Raw genomic sequence first — 22,837 nt, 5'->3', positions numbered from 1 at the left:
TCTAAAAAGAAGAGTTTGGCTCTTGTAAAAATGCAATTTCTTCTTGTGTTGATGGCCGACCTAAAATTTCATTACGGTGAGGATAACGGCCAAATTTATCAATAATCGCTTTATGTCTCATTTCAAAATCTAATGTACCGTCATCACCCAGCATGCGAAATAGCTCAACCGCCTGTAAATGTATAAAACTGGATTCAGAGTGCATAAATGGCATTAAAACAAACTTGCGCTGTGACAGCGTCAGAAGGTTATAATCATGTTGCTTAATCGCCTCTTGCGCTAATGCTAAAGCCATCCCATCTTGAGCAAAAGACCGTGGTGTATCACGCCATAAGTTACGTGAAAACTGGTCTAGAACAATAATTTCCGCTAAACGTCCACGAATAGATGCCCGCCAATAAGCTAATTCTCCCTTAGCTGCGCGTTCACAGATATGAGCAAACCGTTGTGCTATCGTCAAATCAAACTTAGCGCTTTTTTCAAACCATTGTTTTGGTGTCGATTCCTCAAACCAAAATGAAAGCACTTCTTCCATGGCATTCATGATTTATTCCTATCTATTTTCTTATTAGAGGTTGTCATAATCCTAGTTAAAAATAGCCTTAATTGACAGGCTTGAGCTCTAATATCGGCTGTTTGTAGATAATTATTTTGTTTTTTTGCGATCTGACACCAAAAAAACATGCAATATTGATAGTGTAATTTTAACAATATACTACTTTATTTATTATCAAATCATTTATTTTCTACTTATGATAATTCCCAACTTTTTAATTTATAACGATTTGCTTTTTAGTGTGAATGAAACAATTCATCATGCCTAAATACATACATTTGGTTAACTCAATGTTAGAATTTAACCTATAATGCGTATGTGAATTAGATAGTTACTTGCAGTCATCACTTTCAGCGGTTCATATTGGTTCTTATTAAGGAAGGCAATGTAAATGGCAGGACATATGGTACTCATTGGTTGGGCGTTATGGGTTAGCCCTTGTGGTACGGATTCATGCGATGCATTACCGGTGACTGAAACTATTTTTACACAAGAACAATGCATGAGCCGAAAAAAATACCTAGAATCAAAACGACCGAATCTCTACTTTCTCTGTGGTGAGGTTTACCGCGATAGCAATGAAATGACCGCTGAAGAAAAACATGCTATTCCTGCGCCTCATCTTCCTCTAAGAACGCTGCCAGAGCGAATTTCCCGTTAGTTTGAGCTAACTCCTTTAGCTCAAACTTAATTGGCATCAAACTAAATAATTTCAGCTATTGGGCTTTCTGCTTCAACAAAATCCCCTTTAGTAGCGCAATACTTCAACGTTCCTGTTCGGTGTGCAACAATTTGCACTTCCATTTTCATGGCTTCCATTACACCAATGACATCCCCTTCAGAAACATTATTTCCTTGAGGGATCAGCCAGTTAAATAATATCCCGGAAATAGGTGCGTTGACCGCATCAGGATTATCAACTAATTGAGGGGCTGAATGGGATGCCGCTGAATTATTGACTGAGAAACCAGAAAAAAGTTGAGTGGGCAAACCTAACTCACAACGCTTCCCATCAATTTCAATAAAAGTACGAGTCATCGCAGGATCCGATAATGGAATTTGCCGTTTTGCTGGTGGAATTTCCACATTAAATTCAGTCTCTATCCAACGCGTATGTACACTAAAATTATCACAAAAATCAGCTTGTTCTATTACTGCACGATGGAATGGTAATACGGATGCAACACCTTCAATATTAAATTCTGCCAGTGCTCGACGTGCACGCAAAATGGCTTGGTCACGAGTACTCCCCACGACAATTAATTTAGCCATTAATGAATCAAAGGTACCCGGTATTGTAGTCCCTGCAGTTACGCCACTATCAACACGGACTCCCGGCCCCGTTGGTGCATCAAAAACAGTAATAGTGCCGGGGGTCGGTAAAAAACCATTCCCAGCATCTTCGGCATTAATACGAAATTCAAACGCATGCCCTCGAGGAGTCGGCATCTCATTAATACTTAAAGGTAAACCTTCCGCAATACGTAACTGCTCAATCACTAAGTCAATCCCTGCGGTTTCCTCTGTGACTGGGTGCTCAACTTGTAAGCGCGTATTCACTTCTAAAAATGACAGCGTTCCATCTTGGCTTAGCAAAAACTCAACGGTTCCTGCTCCCACATAGCCCGCTTTGCGGCAAATATCCGTTGAGGCTTGGACAATTTGCTGTTGTTGGTTCTCAGATAAAAAAGGGGCTGGTGACTCTTCAACCAGTTTTTGATTACGCCGTTGTAGTGAACAGTCACGTGTTCCCACCACCAGCACATTACCATGCGTATCTGCAATAACTTGGGCTTCAATGTGCCGAGGGTTATGCAAAAATTGTTCAATAAAACATTCACCTCGTCCAAATGCCGCGGTCGCTTCACGCACAGCTGAATGATAAAGTTCTTCAACTTCATGGAGTTGCCAAGCTACTTTTAGCCCTCGGCCACCACCACCAAATGCCGCTTTAATGGCAATAGGTAAACCATGTTGATGAGCAAATTCTAGTACTTCCTGTGCACTATTCACAGGGTCTTTTGTACCAACCACTAGCGGTGCACCGACTTGCATTGCAATATGGCGAGCTTGAACCTTATCCCCTAGTATATCTATGCTGTTTGCGCTAGGCCCAATCCAGATTAACCCTGCGGCTTCAACTGCACGGGCAAATTCAGCGCGTTCAGATAAAAAACCATACCCCGGATGCACCATGGTTGAACCAGACTGCTGAGCGATACTAATCAACTTTTCAATATTTAAATAACTTTCTGCTGGCGAGTTTCCTCCAAGCCCGTAGGCTTCATCAGCCATTTTGACGTGGAGAGCTTCAATGTCACTGTCCGCATAAACCGCAACAGACTGGAAACCATAATCACGACATGCACGGATAATACGAACTGCAATTTCGCCTCGATTAGCAATCAATACTTTATGTTTTTTGTTGTTATTCATTTTCATAAGCACAATGGCTCCCTTGTAATACTTTAAATTCACCAAGTGGATTAAAACGTATTTTGGCATTCACAGGGATTTGCCCTGCTAAATCCAAATGGTATTCACATACCGCGCCAATGACGGGATAACCGCCGGTTAAAGGGTGGTCATTGAGAAACAAAACGGGCTGGCCATTTGCTGGCACTTGAATAGCCCCAATGCAAGTCCCTTCACTTGGTAGCTCCTGTAGTTGTTCGCGCTCTAACGGTTTGTCACTAGATAAGCGCAGGCCTATTCGGTTTGATGACGCAGTGACTTGCCATAATTGCTTTGTTAGTTGGCCAACGGCTTGTTTTGTAAACCAATCCGTTCGAGGTCCCAATGTCACATCCAAAACCACAACATCATTTTCTGCTGGGTAATCAAAAGCAGGTGTCTCATTTAATGAAACGGCTAATAGAGACGAATTAGTGCTAACCGTTAATGTTTGACCTACCTTGATTGGGGCTGGGCCAACTTGCGCCAGCGTATCAAACGAGCAACTCGATAAAATAGGTTCAATATTAAAACCACCCCGCACAGCGAAATAACTACGTACCCCTTTGTTCGGACGGCTTAATTTAATGGTGTCGCCTTTTGCTAAATGAATCGGTTGATAAGTATTAACTTGATATTGTTGGTGTTCTTTCGTAATAACCTCAATAGAACAAGGCGCACCAGTCACTGCAACAATAAGGTCTTTGTGCACTTGTGCCTTAAACCCACCTTGCGTTATCTCTAAAACGGCCGAGTCTGATTTATTCCCCACAATACGGTTTGCACTACGCAATGCCGATTTATCCATACTGCCAGATTCTGAAATACCTAATGCTGATTGGCCAATACGCCCTAAATCTTGGAATAAAACCTGTAATCCTGTCGCTAAAACGGTTAAATCAGCACTGACATTCTCAGCATTTTTTTCAATACTTACTTTAGTTGGCAAGCTATAGCTAATCTGGCTTTTTGTTGCATCAACAAAGTTTACCCGCATGCCTGCCTGAACGAGTGCGGGTTCTGGTCGATTGATATCCCACATTAATAGCTCAGTCACACCGATTAACTGCCATCCCCCTGGGCTAGCTTGTGGATAAACACTGCTAAACTCCCCGGCTAAGGCAACAGATCCCGCAGGGATACGCACTCTTGGTGATTGACGCCTTGGAACATTCAGATTAGCGCCTTTCGACACCATGTAACCAAAACCCGGAGCAAAACCGCTAAATGCAACCTGAAATTCATTTTCTGTGTGACGACGTATCACTTCTGCAGTGGATATCCCTAAATGCGCTGCAACATCCGAAAGATCCTCTCCATTGTAATGAACAGGGATAGTGACCAATTTACTGGCCTTACCAACTCTTCTCGACACATCCCTAACCGATATCTTTTCAACCAACTCATTTACATCAATCCTGAACGGGTTGTAACGAATTAAAATCGTCCTTGCTGCTGGTGTTATTTCATCAATCCCATAAATGGGCATTTCTGTTAAAGAATCAGTCAATGCCATTGTTTGTTCAAGACTTTCCAACTCCACCATAAAAGCACTTAAATTGACGGGTAAAAATCTCAATTGGCACCTCTATATGTGATATGCGGCATCAGGTACATCCGTAATAAACATGTAACCGGGTGCATGGCTTAATGCGAATGGAACCCCAGATTTCATTACTGCCGCTTGAGGCGTTACACCGCAAGCCCAAAAAACGGGAATTTCGCCCTCTTCAATACGAACCGCATCACCGAAGTCAGGCTGCATAATGTCAGCAATACCTAATTGTTCTGGCGCACCAATATGAACAGGAGTGCCATGCACTGCGGGAAACCGGCCAGTGATACTTACTGCATCAGCAACGCGATGTGCGGGTATTGGTCGCATTGAAACCACTAATTCACCTTGTAAACGCCCTGCTGGACGACATAAGCGATTGGTTTTATACATAGGAACATTGGATTTATCCGTGATATGCCGTACATCAATACCCGCTTCAATCATTGGCGTTTCGAATGTAAAGCTACAACCAATTAAAAAAGTTACTAAATCAGGATGTTGCTGATAAATTTCTGTCGCATCCGTAATTTCATCTACTAGCTGTCCTTTCTCCCACACACGGTAACGTGGAATATCAGTACGTAAATCAGCACCTTCAGCTAAAACCGTTTGCCAGCTCCCTGCCTCACATACATCAAGAACAGGGCAGCTCTTTGGGTTACGCTGAGCGTATAATAAGAAGTCAAATGCCCAGTCACGTGGCAATGCAATCATATTGGCTTGGGTCATGCCCGGGGCAAGGCCTGCTGTTGGTTTGTCATATCCCTCACGGATGGCTTGGCGTGCATGGCGAGCGGCTTCAATGGCCTGCAGTGATGCCTTCATTAGCTGTGTCATTCGTGGTCTCCTTTGTGAGCAAAACCATAAATTTCAATACCTTGTTTTTCTAGTACGGCACGCACCTGTTTTGCCATTTCAAGAGCACCAGGGCTATCGCCATGAACACAAATTGACCCCGCATCAACAGGTGTAAATTTTCCATCAATTGACATCACACCGCCTTCCATGACCAGCTGCAACATGCGGTCTGCAACTATCTGTGGGTCATGTAATACTGAACCAGCTAATTTTCGAGATACTAATGTGCCATCACTGTTATAAGCTCTATCAGCAAAAGCTTCTGCGACCACATTTAAGCCACATTCTCTTGCCCATTCAATTAATGGTGACCCTGCTAATGCCACTAATATCAATTGCTTATCAATGGCTAATATCGCATCAATAACGGCCATTGCTTGGCGTTTATCATGAGCAATCGTGTTATACAGTGCACCATGAGGCTTAACATATAAAACTTGTGCCCCTGCTGCGGTTGCTAACCCTTGTAATGCACCAATTTGATAAATCACGTCTGCAGTTAATTCACTCGATGCAATATCCATATTACGTCGACCAAATCCCACTAAGTCGGGATAACCAACATGAGCACCAACAGCAACACCATTTTCCTTCGCCGCGTTAAGGGTTTTTAATATCCCTTCAGGTGAGCCTGCATGAAAACCGCAGGCAATGTTCGCACTACTAACAACGGGAAGAATGGCGGTATCATTGCCCATTTCCCATTGTCCAAAACTCTCCCCAAGGTCGCTATTTAAATCAATTTGCTTTTTCATGGCTACTCCTTGAGTTATTTCAGATAATTAAAGATTGCACCGACAGACATCGCGCCCATATACCAAGTTAGCGCACATGTCACGACACCTGACCATAATAACCAACGTGGATAATGGTAACCCGACATTAAATCTGAACGCTTCCAGCCGATATAAACAAATAAAGTTAAACCAATAGGTAAAATTAACCCATTGAAACCACCAGCAAAAACTAATAATGCAGCGGGGGCTGTTCCCATGGATAAATAAACAATCAGAGAAACTGCGATGAATATAATAGTTGCAACATTACGCTGCCTTTCTGTAATAGAGGACTTAAATGCCGTTAAGAAGCTCATTGAGGTATACGCTGCACCAATCACACTGGTGAGTGCAGCAGCCCATAGAATTAAACCAAAAATACGTAAACCAAAATTACCAGCGGCAGCCTGAAATGCTTGAGATGCAGGGTTTGCAGCCTGCCCTGAAATATCAATAGTCACACCACTGGCTACCACACCTAAGATAGCCAAGAACAAAATGTAACGCATCAACCCAACAACTAAGATGCCTTTTGTGGCTGCGCTAGAAACAACTTTAATGTTTTCAATACCTACTGCGCCTTTATCCAATAAGCGATGAGCGCCTGCATAACAAATATATCCCCCAACAGTGCCCCCAACAATAGTGGTTATCATGGCAAAATCAACTGTGTCAGGTAATACGCTTTGACGTAATGCTTCTCCAACAGGTGGGTTTGATGCGATAGCGACAAATAAAGTTAAGCCAATCATCACTACACCTAACCCAATGATTAACCTGTCGATAAAGGTACTGGCCTTACGAGAAGAAAAAATATAAATTGCCAATAATGCACTAATCAAACCGCCCCATTTCGGGTCTAATCCGACTAACGCATTAAGCCCTAAACCTGCACCAGCTATATTGCCAACATTAAATATTAGCCCACCAAAAATAACTAATATCGCTAATAAATAGCCACTCCCAGGAATTGTGGCATTCGCAATTTCGGATGAGTGCATTTTAGTCAGGGTAACAACCCGCCATATGTTTTGCTGCACAATGAAGTCAATCACAATAGACGCTAATATCCCGAAGGCAAAAGCGGCTCCTAATGTCACGGTAAAAGTCGCAGTTTGTGTGATAAACCCAGGCCCAATGGCTGAGGTTGCCATTAAAAAAATTGCGCTTATCAGTGATGAACGGCGGCTTTTCACATATTCAGCAGTACTTGGTGCACTTTCTTGAGCTGCCATATGAATACTCCTCTAATAGTTATTGTTTTAATTATTGATGTAGTTGTTGATGTCACAATCACTAAGGCAATTATCGTGCCATTGTTCTACTTGTTAGCTATATTGTTAATTCATTTTTAATGGATTGTTGAACAATTAGTATTGAATGATGAATAAACAATCAATAAAAATCGTAATTGCTGGTTTAAAAATCAAGACGAGATCACTTTTTTAACAATTTTGGCTGACAAACCATAATGTTTATCGAGTAAATTGCACCAAATTGATGCAATAAATTTAAATTTCACTATTCTTGTGCAAATACATGGAATGGAATAAGTAAAAGAGAAAGGAAACTTGCTGCTATAACTTGAATATGGGAATATAACGCCTTATCACCCCTGAGACTAAAATTAGCCTTTATTATGAAAAAACAACCTGTTGTACAAACTTTATCTGTCACTATTGCAGAAGTTATACGCCATAAGATAACAGTTGGGGAGATCACACCAGGTCAACGCTTATCTGAAGCAGCATTAAGTGAGGAGCTCGATATTTCTCGAAATACATTGCGAGAAGTTTTTCGCGTACTCACACAGGAAGGTTTATTAACTTATGCCCCAAATAAGGGCGTATTTGTCTCAGTGCCTGATATGGCTGCCATTATCGATATTTATCAAGTTCGCCGACTCATTGAATGTGATGCATTAACTCATGCATATGCCTTGCATCCATCAGTTCAAAAAATGAAAGATGCTGTTCAAGAAGCTCGTGAACATGAAAAGACAGAAAATTGGGTGGGTGTAGGAACTGCAAATATGAAATTTCATACTGCCATTGTTGAGCTATCTGACAGCGAACGCTTAATTAAATTATACCGTAATGTGTCCGCTGAATTACGGCTGGCCTTTGGTCATCTTAATGACCCTAAAATTTTATATGCTCCCTATATTGATAAAAACCATTCTATTCTTAGATTATTAGAGTCTGGCCAAAATTTAGATGCCTCTAATATGTTACGTGATTACTTAGACCTTTCTGAACGCACATTACTCGCTGCATTTAAACGGAAACAATCTGCACTTTGAGTTGCTTTAATATTAATAGTTTTCTTATTTAACTCGCTCATCCCTTACTAATTTCATTACATAAACTTTAGTAGGTGGTCATTTATAGTCATACCTTGATATTTTAATAATTCCTATTCTTCTAATAATGATTAGCTCAAATTAAATTCTTTTTTTATTAACTTATTAAATTGAATGAGTTATACAGAAAATTATATTCTGCTGACTTTTCAATAAAAAGATTATTTTTAGAGGTTGTTTTTCACTCTATCTAGTTTTATTCGCGAAAAAATAAGTAACAAAAAAGCAATATCATTAACAATCTAAAACAATTGCTTACATTTAATTAAAATGACAACTTCACCTTAAAATCCACTAATAATTAACAAAAATCCATAATATTTAACACATATCGCTATTTTACTATTTAAATTTAACATAATAAACATATTGATATAAATTACATATTGAAATTACTCAAATTTATCGAGTTAATAGTTGTAGTTTTCTCGAATATTCGATATAAAATTTATGATAATAACAACACATACATAAAAATTATTAATATAAAATGAGATTTCATTATGACATTAAACCAAGTGACTAAAAAGAAACTGTTTAAATTTGGCCTAGGATGGCAAATACTGGTTGCTCTTATTTTAGGTGTTATTGCTGGTGCACTTTTACATGATAATACAGAGTACAAAGATTGGTTGATTCTAAATATTCTTTCCCCGGCAGGTAAAATATTTATTCAGTTAATCAAAATGATTGTTGTTCCTATTGTTATATCGACTCTAATTGTTGGAATAGCCGGGGTTGGTAATACTAAGCAATTAGGTTCTCTCGGCTTTAAAACTATCCTTTATTTCGAAATTATCACTACAATTGCCATTATCGTCGGTATCTCTTTTGCCAATATATTCCAACCTGGTGTTGGTATCGATATGTCGCAATTAACGCAAGTCGATATTTCTCAATATGAAAAAACCACTCAAGAAGTCGAAAGCCACCCTTCGGGGATCATTAATACGATCTTAACTTTAGTTCCGAGTAATATTTTCGCAGCGATGGCAAGTGGTGATATGCTACCAGTCATCTTTTTTGCTGTATTATTTGGCTTGGGGCTCTCTTCTTTACCATCAGAGAAGAAACAACCGTTACTCAATGTATTACAGACTTTCTCTGAAACAATGTTCCGTGTAACAAATATGATTATGATGTATGCCCCAATCGGGGTTTTCGCATTAATATCCGTTACCGTCGCTAACTTCGGCTTTTCATCATTAGTTCCTTTATTAAAACTTGTTATCCTCGTCCATTGTGCAATTATATTTTTTGCTGTAGTTGTACTAGGATTAGTCGCTCGTTATTGTCGAATAAATATTTTCACTTTAATGAAAATATTAAAAGATGAGTTATTGCTCGCTTACTCAACAGCCAGTTCTGAAACCGTACTTCCTCGTATTATGGATAAAATGGAAAAATATGGTGCTCCTAAATCCGTAACAAGCTTTGTTATTCCAATTGGCTATTCATTTAACTTAGATGGCTCTACATTATACCAAAGTATTGCTGCTATTTTTATTGCCCAACTCTATGGTATTGAACTTTCCATTGGGCAAGAACTAATCTTAGTATTTACCCTTATGATCACATCTAAAGGCATTGCGGGTGTCCCTGGAGTTTCATTTGTTGTTCTCCTTGCCACATTAGGAAGTGTCGGTATCCCACTAGAAGGGTTAGCATTCATTGCGGGTGTTGACAGAATTCTTGATATGGCACGTACTGCACTTAACGTTGTAGGCAACGCCCTAGCCGCACTTGTTATTGCCAAATGGGAACATAACTATGACGATAAAAAAGCTCGTGAATATGAAGAAAGTTTTTAGTTTATTCTAAAGTAACTCTATATTAGAATAGCCTTCGATTAACATCGTTATTGAAGGCTATTCGATTTTTACATATTTTACGTGATAAATGACCAGATATTTTATTATTTATTAATTACTCATTAACTTAGTTATTTTTACTTATTAAGTGTAATTTATTTCACATTTTTTTAATTTTTTTAATGGAAATTGGTATTTTATTATTAGTGGAACTACACTAAAAAAGAGTTTTAATTAGCCGTTTATTATATTCGCCAAAGCAGGAAACAATGAATCAAGTAAGAAGATTTCTTTTGTTTTTAAAGGTGCTCCAACACCTAATGGTAATTTTTATATTTTCATTATCATACTTTATGCTACACAGCTGGTTATAACGATAACCTTGTGCTAAACAAGGCTATAAATTATTAATAGACGAGATAAAACATGTGTTTATCTCGTTTTTTATTATGAACTTTAAAGTGCCATAAGATAAATATAAAACTAGCTATAAAGCGACACTTCCCCTTCAGGCCGGGTTTTAAACCGTCGATGAGCCCAAAGGTACTGCTCGGGCGCTTTCATTATTTCAACCTCTAAGATAGAGTTAATTATTGTTGCATCCTGTAATGCATCAGAGCTTGGGTATTCTAGTATTTCTTTTCCCAGTACCAAATCATAATTAGCACCGCTCTTATTTCTCAATAATGTTACCGTGAGTGTTGGAGATTTAGATAATTGAGCAAGTATTGAGGTTCCTTTTGACGTGGAACTATTTTTGACAGAAAAAAACGGCGCAAATATCGTGCCTTTTCTTCCAAAATCTTGGTCCGGTGCAAACCATATGGATTTACCACTTTTTAACTCTTGAACCATAAATTTTAAATTTTTACGATCAATCATTCCTTTACCAGAACGACACCGTCCTTTTGTCTGAATATATTCCATCGCTTTATTGTTATGAGGACGATACATTGCATTAACAGGAAAACAAAGCCCCATAATCCGGCCACCGAGTTCAAGTGACATAAAATGGACCCCAACAATAATCACACCTTTATTTTTAGCAATAGCATCTAAGTAATTGGACATTCCTTTTACTTGAAATAATTTTTTAACTTTTTTATCACTCCAAAACCAGGCTATCCCAGTTTCAAATAATGCGATACCTAAAGATTTTAAGTTATCATTCACCAAAGTATCTATTTCATTTTTGTTTTTATTTGGGAAACACAATTCTAAATTTCGCTTAATGATTGATACTCTTCTTTTAATAAAATACCGTGAATTACTGCCTAAAAAAGCACCAAGCCACATTTGCCATTTATACGGCAATTGAACTAATAAAAATAAGATAAAAACTCCCACCCAAGTTACTACATACTTCGGGTGGACCAATTTCAGTGAAAATGGGTTTTTGGCGTACATTATATCTCCCAATACTTCGCCTTTGCAGAATGCACGCTATTTTAGACAATATTTAGTCTTTTAAATTCAACATGATTACTACAACAAGATGGGTTTTCACCCATAACTATCTGAATACCTTGCAGTTCATCTCCCTTCCGAGTAGATAACAGCCGAATAATCTTTCCAAGCCATTAAGCAATATTTGATTTTTAATATGGCTAATTAATAAATAGCTCTGTGAAGTTCGTTTTCTATTCATCAAAACTATGCATCGGTTAGGCCAACAACATAATCACTTAAACTGCAAGGAACAGGTAAAATTATCACATATATGGCTTAATTAATCTCACTATTAATATGCACTTTTGTCATTTTGCGAATTTTTTTGCTGATTTTTGTCAATTTAATCGTTACTTTTTATTGGTGCTTTCAAGAAGCCACCACAATCAGCGATGGAAAGAAAAATTGATGTTCTTTTGGTGATGGAGCCAGAAGTTTGTCACATCAGCGACTTAAGGTAGTTAAATAATATGGATTACAAGCAAGAAAAAACCCGCTACATCTATGAAATGTAACGGGTTCTTATTTGGTGCCGGCTACCGGAGTCGAACTGGTGACCTACTGATTACAAGTCAGTAAGTTAAGCATTAACCATATGATTTAAAAGCATTTCACCATTCGCAAACGTGCCATGCTTGCAATCTTTGATATTCAATGTCGGATCCTTTCCTTTTTATGTGTCACAAATATGGCACACACATCAAATCCCCTCTTATTTTTGTGTCACAATTTCGGCACAGCTCGTCACAGTTATTTAAATCTTTCTGAAAGACCCCCACACCCCAGCATCTTTCATTCTAATGTAGATATCCCCATTTGCCTGCATTGTTATTTCTTGCTTTCCGAAATCAGTTACTGATCCGGTCGCATAATCCTGAACCAGTAAAGTCTTTATATATCCAGCGCCAGACAAACCTATTACGCTAAGATCACTAACATAGACTTCACTTGTTGGAAGATTTTTTATTTGCTCAAGCGTAAGGACAGCTTTGTAACATTTTATATCTCCTTTATCGTCATATCTTGACTTAATCTTATTTGGGTTGTTTATCTTGATGTGATTTTTGCTTGTGAATATTGCGCTTTCCGTAGGATAGCTTGAGTTAGCATAATAGTTATTACCTTGGATTGAGTTTAACGATATATATGTTGGCTCATCATATTCATTCGCTGTTTTTATTGTGATAGGAGATTGCATAGGCTTTGTTCTAGCAGCTCCAATTTTTTCTGCTAAATTACTTCTGAAAAAATTATTGCTAGATATAGTTGAACCTGTTGATGACCCAATGACAATGTCACCAATTCCTGTATCAGCAGAATCGCCATTCTCAAAAAAGTTATTACCAATGCTTGACCCCTGCAATTGACCATCAATTGCTATGCTTGCTTTAGCTGGTATAAAAAATCTATTACCAAGAATAGTGCTTCTACGTAAATTCCCCTTCAGCTTAATACAATCACCAGTAGGAATAACTGATTGAAGGCGTCTGTTTCCATCAAAATAACACCCAATAACTTGAATGTTCGTAATGTCATTCGCTTCAGAATAAATCCCTGCTTCTTTACCGGGAACCATTTGAACCCCCTGAAAAAGATTTGATGCTGCATTTAAAATAACAGAATGACGCCTATTGCTTGACCAGACCACGCACGGTTCTACAATGCTGTTATCAGGAGATTCAAGTAATAATGAACACTGGTACAAATGGCTCTCAATTGAGTTAGTATAAGAATTATTAAAAATATGCATCCCAAATTTTAAATCAAGTCGCTCCTCTTCTGACAAATCACCATATATGTTTAAATAATCTTCGCTGGGTGAAATCTCAAACGCTAAAACAGATCTTGGTACTTTTTCACATACAACTGACCATGTATTTTTTCTGTCTTTACCACCGTCTACTATACGAACTCTAAATTCAGTGTCACCAAGCTCATTATTTCCGTCGTTGATATACATGCACTCTCCGACTTCATTAATGTAATGAAGGACAGCTCCGCGGCTAGAATTAACACCTTTATTTGTTTTAATTTTTGTCGTTTTATTAATGTAATAACTGCCGTCATTAATGTAAGTAGCCCCGTAATTAATTGCCCCCTGAACACCTTTTGTATCTTTTGCTGCATTAGCGATATTTCCATCACCGACCGCGCCCCAAGCTCTTGGATCGCAAGGGTGTTTAATATTTTGCATTATCTGCAAGCCGTTTTGTAAGTTTATAAACTTACCACCATCTTCAATTCCTGTGCCAGCAGGGACAACTGTAAAAAATAACTCACCAGAGTTACCATTTTCGTAGTAGTTTTCTACCGATATTTTTCCCCCTACTTTTAATCCAATATCACCAACAGCATCACTAACACTATTAAATTTTTTAACTACAACATTGATCTCTGAACGCAAGCTCGCATCACCAACACTAATCCACGCACCTTTACCAATACCACCTGTAGATTGTGGGGTTGAGCCTGCTGGGATTTGTTTAGGTAGGTCACCATCCCAGCGGTAATATTCACCTGTGGTTTTATCTCGAAGAATCTGATTACGTTGAGTTAATTCATTATTTGGTAAATCAGCACCTTGCTGGAAGCTATCGATAGTAATATAGCCAGCAGCGACAATAGCGATATTCATGTCGACTTTGAATTTATCGACTAATTCTTTGAATAGCCACTCCATGCCAGCCGCCGTTAAATGGCAATTTCCAAAGCGGTCAATATACTTACGCTCTAATGACGTAGCCCATATATCCAATAATCCGGAGTTAAAGAAAAGGTCTTTGATATCACTACTTGGAACTGGCTTTTGTGTTGGTTTAACTTCTCTCATGCTTATTTTTTCCAATAAAAAAGCCAGCTCTAATGGCTGGCTTGTTGGTTAATGATTGCTGTTATGCGTTATAGTCTGGTTTTGCGTCGAAATATTCGGTTGCGGTTATTGTGTACCGCTCTCCTCCGAGTGGACGCTTATCGGTTATCTTCATGTCGTTACCTGTGATGTTTGAACGGTTGAAAGTTGTCATTGGGAATTCACTGGACTGTTCACGGGAGAATGTGAGGACTGCATTATCGAAATAAGCGGTTACTCGAGCTACATTACAGATAGTCTCAATGCGTTGACCAAGTGAAATATCTTCATCGTCAAAGGTGTAATCGAAATAGCCCAATCGCTCATCAGGCAAGCTATCGTATATTCGATATAGCCCATCAATGTCGATATTTTTCTCACTTTCGCCTGCAGTAATTAGCCACGTATGCAGCACTGCATCAGCAAAACTCCGTGATGGCCTGAGTGTATAATCAACTTGCTTCGATGCTCGGTCATATGAAATAACCATGCGAGTAGCCAGCAGATTGTATTTGCGCTCTCTTGCTCCCGTTGGCGCTTCCGTTGCTCTCACTGACACATTAACAATCGTGTCATTCTCAAAAACGACATTCTCACGAACTCGGACAATGTGAGCGTTTTCGATTTTCATGATGCTCTGGTCGCTACTGTTATTGCGCCGAGTGAGTTGTACAGCGTAACGTCCACGGCCTGAGTTAAGTGTCACCTTGTCAGTTTTGTAATAAACCCGCGCGCCGTTATTAGCACTTAGTGCAGTATTGAAGCTTTGACGAGTGCCAGCTATTTCCTCGTTATCCGTGTTTATCTTCCAGATTTCGACAGTTGCATTGCAGTTATCACCTCCGCCAAGTTGCGCCTGTAAATGCACCCACATCTGGTCACCGTCAACAGGAGAAAAGAACGGGCCAACTGTTAAAAACTGGTTGTCATACAGAATGAATTTCGTCGTATTCACTACTGCATTCGGTGGGAGTTGTGCTAAATCTGTTCCGCTTAGGTTTGTAAAGAAGAATTCGTAATATTCAACAGGGTTAATCAATGAGCCGTCATCGCTAACTTGCACATCAACTAACTGAGCATCGATTCTCACATCTTTGTTAACAGAACCCTGCGGAGTGTCATAGCTAACATTCACTGTCATTGATATTGAGCGAGGCTTTGTTAGTTCGTAGAAGTACTCAAATTCATCTTGCTTAACGATTTTTATCGCTGCTTCACCACCTTTTATCTCACCAGAAACCACTTCGTTTGCTGTCGCTGTTTGCTGCGGGATATCTTTACTTTCATTAGGGCCCGGTAATTCTTGCCCATCGATGTCGGGAAACTCAAATCCCTCGTTGATTAGCGGGATAACTTCTTTGGGCCTGTATATCTTGTAGCTAGCCCCTGCCATTGCTGTAAAATCAGACTCAGCAAATCGGATACTTTCCGTTTTATATTCTCCAATGCCGATGTTTAGCCACTCGGTAACCGTTTTAAGGTTGTTGTTATACTCAAACATCGACTGCTGGATGAGGTCAGGAAACGCCCTCACTTGCCCGTGTATCTCTGGTCTTGCCTGATATGCCCTTGCAACGTTTGTTTGCCCTGTGAGTCGGTTATTTGGGCTATCTTTAACATTCGACTCAGCCGCAGAAAATGACGGCGTTTTTGGTGCAAGAAACGAGAATACTTTCGTAACAAGATTAAACACTGGATTCAGAATATCGCCAATAACACCCTTTGGTTGGTCAAGCACTTGAATAAAGTGAGTCGGTGTTATCTCGAAATCTAACTCGTCATCGTCTTGCAGTTCACGGCCGTTAACGATAATCACCACATCGGTATGCAACTTTTGATGCACTAGAAAATCGCTATAAAAAAAAGAGCCGACTGTTAAATCGACTCTTTCTTTAGGCGTTCCCGCTATTCGCTGAATTTCAACTATCGGCATATTTCATAAACTCCAATTTCGTGAATTTCTTCTCAAGCACAATGAGCCTGTCCATGCGTACAGCCCCGTTTTCACCTCGGCTATGAAATGCATTACCATCGATGATTAATCCGATGTGGGCTGGCTGAGAGCCGCGATAACCAATGAATATCCCGTCATCTACTGGATGCTCGGTACGCCGCCAGAATTCGACCTCATTCTCATAGCAAGTTACAAAATCATGATCCGATTCGTAGCCAGCCTCATGATGAATTTCCGTACCTAGTACGTACCTATAGTAAAGTACAACCAGCGCCCAGCAATCCATTGCATCAAATGTGCAGGACCTGTTTTTCCATGGTTTCCCTATTGTCTTATTAATAAACTCTATTCTGGTCATTTTAAACACCATGCCTACTAGTATAAGACGGGTCCGATTTTATGGCTGAAAGTCTAGCTCGCTTGGCTTCATCGAAGCTGGTAAATTTCCCCAGCCTTGTCTTGCCTATAGATGCAATCCATTTTCCTAGACTCTCGGCGTAATAAACCCCTGTAAATCCAGATTTATTATTAGATTGCATTCCGCGATTCCTTAAATTTACAGACATTGTTACTGACCTTAGATTCTCTATTCTATTATTTAACCTATCGCCATCAATATGGTCTATCGTGTGTCCTTCTTGTATTTCACCATGGTGCATTTCATAAATAACCCTATGTGCCAAGTAAAATTTTCTATTAACCATCACTCGAACATAACCTTTCCCATCTATATTTTTTACCCTATCTCCTTTTTTAACGGGGCCTCTGCGATTTAGTAGCCAAAATAAGTGTCCATCTATATATTCGAAATATTCATGCCAGTTTATTTTCATTAAACCGTCTCCAAGCCTGTGAATTCTTCCATTGTGTATATTTTGGCGATATTTTTGTTGAGCGGATTATTCATGGATAGAGTTGTTGTTACTGACTCAAAATCCAGAGAACAATCTTTTGTGTATAGCGACCATTCGCTCATTGGGGTATCTTTATTAGCAGAGTCAAACAGTCTGAATGTGGCCGTTATCGGTTTCATTCTATTGTTCGACTTCCACTTTTTCAGTTGCTGCTTAAAGTCCTGTGCGACTCGACTAAACTTAACTGATGCATCGATAATCGGCGTTTTGCTCTGCTGACTCTCTGCTAGCTCGAAGTTGCACGGTTGATACTCAACGCCGCCTAAGACTTTAGGCTCTATCTGCAAGCTGACTAAATGAATGTTTCCGAATGAGGGATGGTAGAACTGGATGGTCTCGTAGAATGTGCGCATCGGTCGTTGCGCTCGGTACTCTCTTAACTTCATTCTCCCCCCTTACATCGTGGTAATCGCTCGGTGACGACGATATCGAGCAAGCCCCAATCTCTTGGAGGTATCTCAACGATTAAATCGCCAAACTCGTCATCTTCGTTAAACAGTTTGCGGCAGATAACAGTACCGGTCCATTTAGTTGAGTTGCCATCGATAGACGTTTGCACAGGAAAGCTAGTGAAGTGTAACTCCTGCATTTGCTGACCAGAGCCACCGAGATTGATTGCTAATCGAAACCATCTATTGCAATTGTCTAGGTAATTAGGGCTTCTTAGCCACTGATTGAAAGCCCTATCTTCTGCCAGTGTAAATATCCACGTTAAGTTCCAAACTGTTTTTATGTCATCAGTTAATTTCTGGAATATAGGTGGGCCTACTTGCGGTTGGTCAGTTCGAAAGCCAGTATCAAACGTCATATTTTTATTGGCTTTTTGCGGTGGAGTTATCCATGATGGGTAGTCAATAATTTCGTCCATCGTTACCTCTATCTGATTCTTGCTGTTGCTGATGTGTTAGCCATTATTGACTGTAGGATAGGGCCTTTTTCATGAGCATCTTGAGTAATAAGCCTTACTACATCCTCTCCTGATAATCCTTTTTCATTACTTTGGCTCAAGACTTGCATCGGAGTTCCGTGATGTTCAATAATCACCGTCACGCCTGCGCTACCACTCCCCTGCATATCCTTATTCGAAATAACTCGCCCATTGTCACCCGGTATCATGTATTGCTTTCCGGTGCTGGCTTTGAAGATTTCAGGCCTGCCATGCTCGCCGACTTGATACATTTGACCAGCACCAACGGGTCACGGAAACCATTCCAGATAAAATCGAGGTACTTCCGACGAACAGTATCAACAGAGTCTTTCTGAGCATCAGATAACGAAGCCAGTGCAGAGCCTTTGCCGAAAATCGGGTCACGCCATGTGAACTTAAAGCCAGTGTCATGAATTGGCACCATTGTTCCATCGAAGCTATAAGCGCTAGCCTCAAGTAACGCACCGACCTGACCACTCATTGACGTGTGAGCCACACCGCCACCGCCTTTACGAGCATATTCATAGACCGACTCATCAATACGAACTGAGCGAGATAGCCCCATAAGGTCGTTTAACAAAGTGAATTCAGTGTTTGGCTGGAATTCAGCTAACACAGTCTGGTCATACGCTTTGTACAAACGTTTAATGTCGTCCACCGCATTGGCAGCGTCTAAAACAGGCACATTACGAGCACGAGAAATAAAGTCAGCCACAGCCTGAGCAGATGAGTTACGCTCCAAACTCAACGCACCGAATTGCGCTTGGTTGGCTTCAAGGTTCCCCGTTTCGGTTGCCTTCTTAGTTGAAAAATAAAACATTCAGTTCTCCTTACTTGAACACAACACGAACCAGATCACCCGCTTCCGCGGTTAATGCTGTATCTTCTTCGACATAGGCAAATACTGCTTCGCCTTCTGCGCCTGTTGCCAGTGTGATTTGACCATTAGCAACAATAACCGCTTGACCTTTCTTGTAAGTTCCGGCGGCGGCACGCACGTTTAGGAACAGGCTTTGCATTGGCTGAATTGCGACAACCCAATCACCAGCCTTGATTACATCGTCAACTGTCTGGCAGCGCAGATAATCAAAGTTGGCCACATACAAAATGCTCGCTTCTTTACCATCGACTGATGGCGTGAATTTAGCAGTGGTCTCATCATAGAAACCGATAACACCCGCTTTAGTGTCAGCCGCAGCCGCACCTTCACGATTTAATAGCGGATTAGGAAATACACCACCCGCATGAATTACACGTTTTTTATTCGCCATGTTTTACTCCGGCATATCTGAAACTGATTGAGAGGAATTGACTTGTTGGAATGAACCATTCAGGCCATGTGATACATTGCACTGCGCGTATAACTCTTTCAGTGGGTCGCCACTTAGCGCATTAACAGCGATGTCGGACATGCCGAATTTAGCTTTAACATGAATGCTGGATAGCTTCATGTGTTGACCTCTTTATGGATTGCTTGTTGATTCCTGTCGATTTTCTTCCCACTCATCACGCGACTGAATGAGCCTGTCTAAAATACTAGGGTCAGGCACTCCATTAGGTCGCTGACGATTACGGGCGATAACTTTTACCCATACAGCAGAGGCGTGCTGCTCTTTTAGCGTGTCGATTTCATCAATGTGAGAACGGTATGACTCATAACCGACAATCCTAGCTGGGTTATCTAGTGTCCTCAGAACGAAATCACCGATACCTGACGTTGCTGTGTAAATAATGTTTTCTGATTTGTTGTACTTGTACCTAACCCCAAACTCAGATAGCTTTTCCTCCATACGCGGGGCAAGAATAAGCCTAATCAAGTCATAGGTTGGTTCATACATTGCGATCAGTGCGCTAGATGAATGAGAAGCATCCCTGAATGCAGATACCGCCATTGTTTCTGTTTTGCCAGTACCGAAACCACCGACAAATGCTGGATATTTGCACGTTAGGCTAAAAAACTTACCCTGTGGTGGTGTCAGTGTCGTTCGTATCGTTCTCCCCGACAATTACCACCTCCATTCGTGTTATAGGCTGCTCTTTCTCGGTATCGATTTCTCTGCGAAGTTTTTCTATCTCAAGTTGTCTGCGTTCAATTTCTAACTTCTGTAATTTTTGCGCCGTCTCACTATCCGCAAGGCCAACTCTACGCATAATGAGTTCAAACATTTTTTCACGGCTGATAGAAAGTATCTCGATACCATTCTGAGTGACTTTTGTTCCTGAGTAAGCTAGACGAGCTGATGATGAAAGCTTGCGGGTATCTTGAATGAATACTCGGCCCTCCCCCTCACCGCCACAAACTGGACATTCAGGGTTAGGGTCAAGCGTTCTATTGAAATCAGTACCCCCTGAACAATCTGGCTCATCCTGACCTCGCGCCATCGCTTTAGCCAAAGCCTTTTGATATTCGGCTTTAGTCCACTGGTAATTATGGTCAACACCCCAGCAGTGATGACAACAGCCTATGCGATACTGTGAGAGCTCATTAGCGTCAAATGTTGCCAGCCCCCATGCTTTAGCCAGAACGTCATCAGCGTCGATGAGTGTGCGTGAAAGTGATTGCTTTTGTTGATTCGCAATTTCGTTAGCAACGTGAGGAATCGTGAGGAGCTGACGGCCATAACTATCATCACTATAACCAGCTCTTATTGCTGCTTGCGTTGCATTCCCATCTATCAGATATTCAACAACAAATTTCTTTTGCTGCGCTGTTAGCTCCCTATCTTCTGCTAATAGTTTTGCGTCACTTTCAATTTGCGAATTCGCAGTTTTGTTCGCAGTTTTAATGTGTCGCTTCGCAGTTGTGTATTTTAATCCCTGAGACTCACACCACTCTTTCGGTGATATCCCTGTAGCGGCATGGTCAGACAGGAACTGTTTTTGTAGCTCGCTCCAGTCCAGCCTAGCCATATATTCATATCCTCATAACAAATTAAAAAGCCGGCTCACTCGAACTGGCTTTGTGATTGGTTATTCTGCTACTTCATCGTTGAATAACGTTTTCTTTGTTTCCTGCACTCGCTGATAGACGGAATCAACTTTCGTTAATGTATCGACGCTGCCGTTATCAAAGTTGCCGTTGTTATTACTCCACAGTTGGAAAAATAACTCATACTCAAGTGGGTCATCCTTGATGAGTTTAATTGCCTTTGCGGTTGCTGCGGTGTTGTTGCCTGTTAGCTTAAGTAAGCCTAAGCGGATTTTTTGGTGTGATTCTAATTCAGTCATGATTTACTCGCTGTTAGAGAATATTACCATTTAGAAACAAATGGTTACTTGATTGTTACGCATTTGATTTGTATTCTTGCAAAGCCATAAGCAATTCCAAGCATTACTGCCTCCTACATGGTATCTTTCATAGTACTACTCCAAGCTTTGCCGCCTAGTTCCTTGGCGGCTTTTTTGTTGCCATTAAAAAGCCCCCTAATTGGAGGCTCATATTTGTAATATCCGTTTGAGATTACTACCTTTTTAAGGTTGTGGTCATTCACGATTAACGTATAGTTGCGTTACATTCATGAACTACTATTCTCGCTTCGCCCCGATATCTGGGGCATTTCTTTGTTGTTCAATTTCCCGTATTGCTTTCTTGTCCAAGTTGCACTTTGCTATTGAGTTCATAGCATCAGCCAGTAATTGAGGGAAATCACCCCAATCTACTTTTTCAGGGATATCAGGCTGAGGACAGTCAGCGGTTAAGTGAGCCGGTATCGGTGGTGACTGAACGGGAATCAATACCTCTTTTGTAGTTCCGCAACTCACTAACAACATCATCGGGCACAGCAGTATTAGCGCACTCATTGTCTTTGAGCACTGTTTTGATAACAGTCTTAACTTTGACATGTTCTGAGTCCTCTAATTGCTTTGCCTTGATGTTGTCGAGTGATACTTGATAGTGAAGAGTGATAGCAGATTGGGTTACTTTGTTTAGTAACTGGCTTGCAGATAACAAGCTAGTGAGTGAATCATTTTAGGTAGCCCGTTACTGCCGCGAATCTCATTCATATATTGAAAAATCTCATGATTTTCTAACACTCTAGCTACGACACTAGCTCTAATAAATATTCGGCTTCTATTAAGCCTCCTTTTGCGAGCAGTCATTATTTCACGCCATCGCTTTCTATCTGGATATCCAGCAGCTGCATGCGCCCTAGCTGTAATGATGTTCTTGTGATTTTTCCACGCCGCCAATAGCTCTGTTAACGTTGTTCCTTTCATCACTCAACACCTCGCTTAATTGCCCGCCATAAACTCACGCTTACTAACTCGCATGTATGCCTTGCCTCTTGGAAAACACCTGTCCATTTTTCTATTTAGCTGAGTGGTTTTCTTTTTGATTGGATTGGACGAAATATCTACGAGTAGTTGA

24 protein-coding genes and 1 pseudogene are annotated in these 22,837 nt (G+C 40.4%); 3 read left to right on the top strand and 22 right to left on the bottom strand.

What is annotated here, in order from left to right:
* Position 1: 1 nt before the first annotated feature.
* Positions 2-544, bottom strand: coding sequence for a DUF924 family protein (locus PR834_RS00400; protein ID WP_004259983.1), 543 nt, complete (start codon positions 542-544; stop codon positions 2-4).
* 403 nt (positions 545-947) lie between these two features.
* On the opposite strand from PR834_RS00400, the gene PR834_RS00395 reads away from it, so the two are divergent.
* Positions 948-1,217 (top strand): hypothetical protein, encoded by a 270-nt coding sequence (locus PR834_RS00395; protein ID WP_004259979.1) that lies wholly within the window; start codon positions 948-950, stop codon positions 1,215-1,217.
* Between the two features lie 41 nt (positions 1,218-1,258).
* Here PR834_RS00395 and PR834_RS00390 read toward each other — a convergent pair whose 3' ends face one another.
* Genes PR834_RS00390 through PR834_RS00370 form a run of 5 tightly spaced genes read right to left on the bottom strand, consistent with a single transcriptional unit; the run spans position 1,259 to position 7,437 of the window.
* On the bottom strand, positions 1,259-2,998 hold the full coding sequence (locus PR834_RS00390; RefSeq protein ID WP_272525618.1) for an acetyl/propionyl/methylcrotonyl-CoA carboxylase subunit alpha: 1,740 nt from the start codon (positions 2,996-2,998) through the stop codon (positions 1,259-1,261).
* The gene (locus tag PR834_RS00385) at positions 2,985-4,589 is read right to left on the bottom strand and encodes a 5-oxoprolinase/urea amidolyase family protein (RefSeq protein WP_272525617.1); all 1,605 of its coding nucleotides are present in this window, start codon (positions 4,587-4,589) and stop codon (positions 2,985-2,987) included. The genes PR834_RS00390 and PR834_RS00385 overlap by 14 nt, the downstream gene beginning before the upstream one ends.
* A gap of 9 nt (positions 4,590-4,598) precedes the next feature.
* Complete coding sequence (locus tag PR834_RS00380; RefSeq protein ID WP_094962314.1) at positions 4,599-5,405, bottom strand: putative hydro-lyase; 807 nt, start codon at positions 5,403-5,405, stop codon at positions 4,599-4,601.
* Positions 5,402-6,181, bottom strand: a complete 780-nt coding sequence (locus PR834_RS00375; protein ID WP_110591900.1) for a LamB/YcsF family protein — start codon at positions 6,179-6,181, stop codon at positions 5,402-5,404. Before PR834_RS00375 ends, PR834_RS00380 begins: the two co-directional genes overlap by 4 nt.
* A 14-nt stretch (positions 6,182-6,195) precedes the next feature.
* The gene (locus tag PR834_RS00370) at positions 6,196-7,437 is read right to left on the bottom strand and encodes an NRAMP family divalent metal transporter (RefSeq protein ID WP_112307748.1); all 1,242 of its coding nucleotides are present in this window, start codon (positions 7,435-7,437) and stop codon (positions 6,196-6,198) included.
* Between the two features lie 404 nt (positions 7,438-7,841).
* Here PR834_RS00370 and PR834_RS00365 point away from each other — a divergent pair, with 404 nt between their 5' ends.
* On the top strand, positions 7,842-8,504 hold the full coding sequence (locus tag PR834_RS00365; protein ID WP_262960411.1) for a GntR family transcriptional regulator: 663 nt from the start codon (positions 7,842-7,844) through the stop codon (positions 8,502-8,504).
* Between the two features lie 563 nt (positions 8,505-9,067).
* Positions 9,068-10,375 (top strand): glutamate/aspartate:proton symporter GltP, encoded by a 1,308-nt coding sequence (gene gltP / locus PR834_RS00360; protein ID WP_004259943.1) that lies wholly within the window; start codon positions 9,068-9,070, stop codon positions 10,373-10,375.
* 483 nt (positions 10,376-10,858) lie between these two features.
* Here the strand turns inward: gltP and lpxL are convergent, their stop codons facing one another.
* From lpxL to PR834_RS00280, 16 genes and pseudogenes are all read right to left on the bottom strand, one after another.
* The gene (gene lpxL, locus PR834_RS00355) at positions 10,859-11,782 is read right to left on the bottom strand and encodes an LpxL/LpxP family Kdo(2)-lipid IV(A) lauroyl/palmitoleoyl acyltransferase (protein ID WP_004259939.1); all 924 of its coding nucleotides are present in this window, start codon (positions 11,780-11,782) and stop codon (positions 10,859-10,861) included.
* 796 nt (positions 11,783-12,578) lie between these two features.
* A complete protein-coding gene (locus tag PR834_RS00350; protein WP_272536303.1) occupies positions 12,579-14,654 on the bottom strand; it encodes a hypothetical protein in 2,076 nt (691 codons plus the stop codon).
* Positions 14,655-14,715: 61 nt separating this feature from the next.
* Positions 14,716-16,605, bottom strand: coding sequence for a host specificity factor TipJ family phage tail protein (locus tag PR834_RS00345; protein ID WP_272536302.1), 1,890 nt, complete (start codon positions 16,603-16,605; stop codon positions 14,716-14,718).
* The gene (locus PR834_RS00340; protein WP_272536300.1) at positions 16,592-16,984 is read right to left on the bottom strand and encodes an NlpC/P60 family protein; all 393 of its coding nucleotides are present in this window, start codon (positions 16,982-16,984) and stop codon (positions 16,592-16,594) included. The genes PR834_RS00345 and PR834_RS00340 overlap by 14 nt, the downstream gene beginning before the upstream one ends.
* 1 nt (position 16,985) lies before the next feature.
* Positions 16,986-17,459 carry an HNH endonuclease signature motif containing protein gene (locus tag PR834_RS00335; RefSeq protein WP_272536299.1) on the bottom strand — a complete coding sequence of 158 codons (474 nt, stop codon included), beginning with the start codon at positions 17,457-17,459 and terminating at the stop codon, positions 16,986-16,988.
* Positions 17,459-17,926, bottom strand: coding sequence for a DUF1833 family protein (locus tag PR834_RS00330; RefSeq protein ID WP_272536297.1), 468 nt, complete (start codon positions 17,924-17,926; stop codon positions 17,459-17,461). The genes PR834_RS00335 and PR834_RS00330 overlap by 1 nt, the downstream gene beginning before the upstream one ends.
* Positions 17,923-18,408 carry a hypothetical protein gene (locus PR834_RS00325; protein WP_221078470.1) on the bottom strand — a complete coding sequence of 162 codons (486 nt, stop codon included), beginning with the start codon at positions 18,406-18,408 and terminating at the stop codon, positions 17,923-17,925. The genes PR834_RS00330 and PR834_RS00325 overlap by 4 nt, the downstream gene beginning before the upstream one ends.
* Before the next feature lie 8 nt (positions 18,409-18,416).
* Complete coding sequence (locus PR834_RS20380) at positions 18,417-18,656, bottom strand: hypothetical protein (RefSeq protein ID WP_336298229.1); 240 nt, start codon at positions 18,654-18,656, stop codon at positions 18,417-18,419.
* 80 nt (positions 18,657-18,736) lie between these two features.
* Positions 18,737-19,288, bottom strand: a pseudogene (locus PR834_RS00315) (major capsid protein); the annotation flags it as partial.
* A 10-nt stretch (positions 19,289-19,298) separates the two neighbouring features.
* Positions 19,299-19,739 (bottom strand): hypothetical protein, encoded by a 441-nt coding sequence (locus PR834_RS00310; RefSeq protein ID WP_272536296.1) that lies wholly within the window; start codon positions 19,737-19,739, stop codon positions 19,299-19,301.
* A 3-nt stretch (positions 19,740-19,742) separates the two neighbouring features.
* The gene (locus tag PR834_RS00305; RefSeq protein WP_272536295.1) at positions 19,743-19,919 is read right to left on the bottom strand and encodes a hypothetical protein; all 177 of its coding nucleotides are present in this window, start codon (positions 19,917-19,919) and stop codon (positions 19,743-19,745) included.
* A 12-nt stretch (positions 19,920-19,931) separates the two neighbouring features.
* Positions 19,932-20,474 carry a hypothetical protein gene (locus PR834_RS00300; RefSeq protein WP_272536294.1) on the bottom strand — a complete coding sequence of 181 codons (543 nt, stop codon included), beginning with the start codon at positions 20,472-20,474 and terminating at the stop codon, positions 19,932-19,934.
* Positions 20,428-21,378, bottom strand: coding sequence for a terminase small subunit (locus PR834_RS00295; protein ID WP_272536293.1), 951 nt, complete (start codon positions 21,376-21,378; stop codon positions 20,428-20,430). Before PR834_RS00295 ends, PR834_RS00300 begins: the two co-directional genes overlap by 47 nt.
* Before the next feature lie 60 nt (positions 21,379-21,438).
* Positions 21,439-21,696 (bottom strand): DUF2560 family protein, encoded by a 258-nt coding sequence (locus tag PR834_RS00290; protein WP_136135533.1) that lies wholly within the window; start codon positions 21,694-21,696, stop codon positions 21,439-21,441.
* A 297-nt stretch (positions 21,697-21,993) separates the two neighbouring features.
* Positions 21,994-22,311, bottom strand: coding sequence for an Rz1-like lysis system protein LysC (gene lysC, locus PR834_RS00285; RefSeq protein ID WP_272536292.1), 318 nt, complete (start codon positions 22,309-22,311; stop codon positions 21,994-21,996).
* An 84-nt stretch (positions 22,312-22,395) separates the two neighbouring features.
* Positions 22,396-22,686, bottom strand: a complete 291-nt coding sequence (locus tag PR834_RS00280; RefSeq protein ID WP_272536290.1) for a hypothetical protein — start codon at positions 22,684-22,686, stop codon at positions 22,396-22,398.
* Between the last annotated feature and the right edge of the window lie 151 nt (positions 22,687-22,837).

It is taken from the genome of Providencia sp. PROV182 (assembly GCF_028480325.1).
Classification (GTDB): Bacteria; Pseudomonadota; Gammaproteobacteria; order Enterobacterales; family Enterobacteriaceae; genus Providencia; species Providencia hangzhouensis.
The sequence above is the reverse complement of the archived record's forward strand: the minus strand, read 5'-3'. Positions and strand labels throughout refer to the sequence as shown.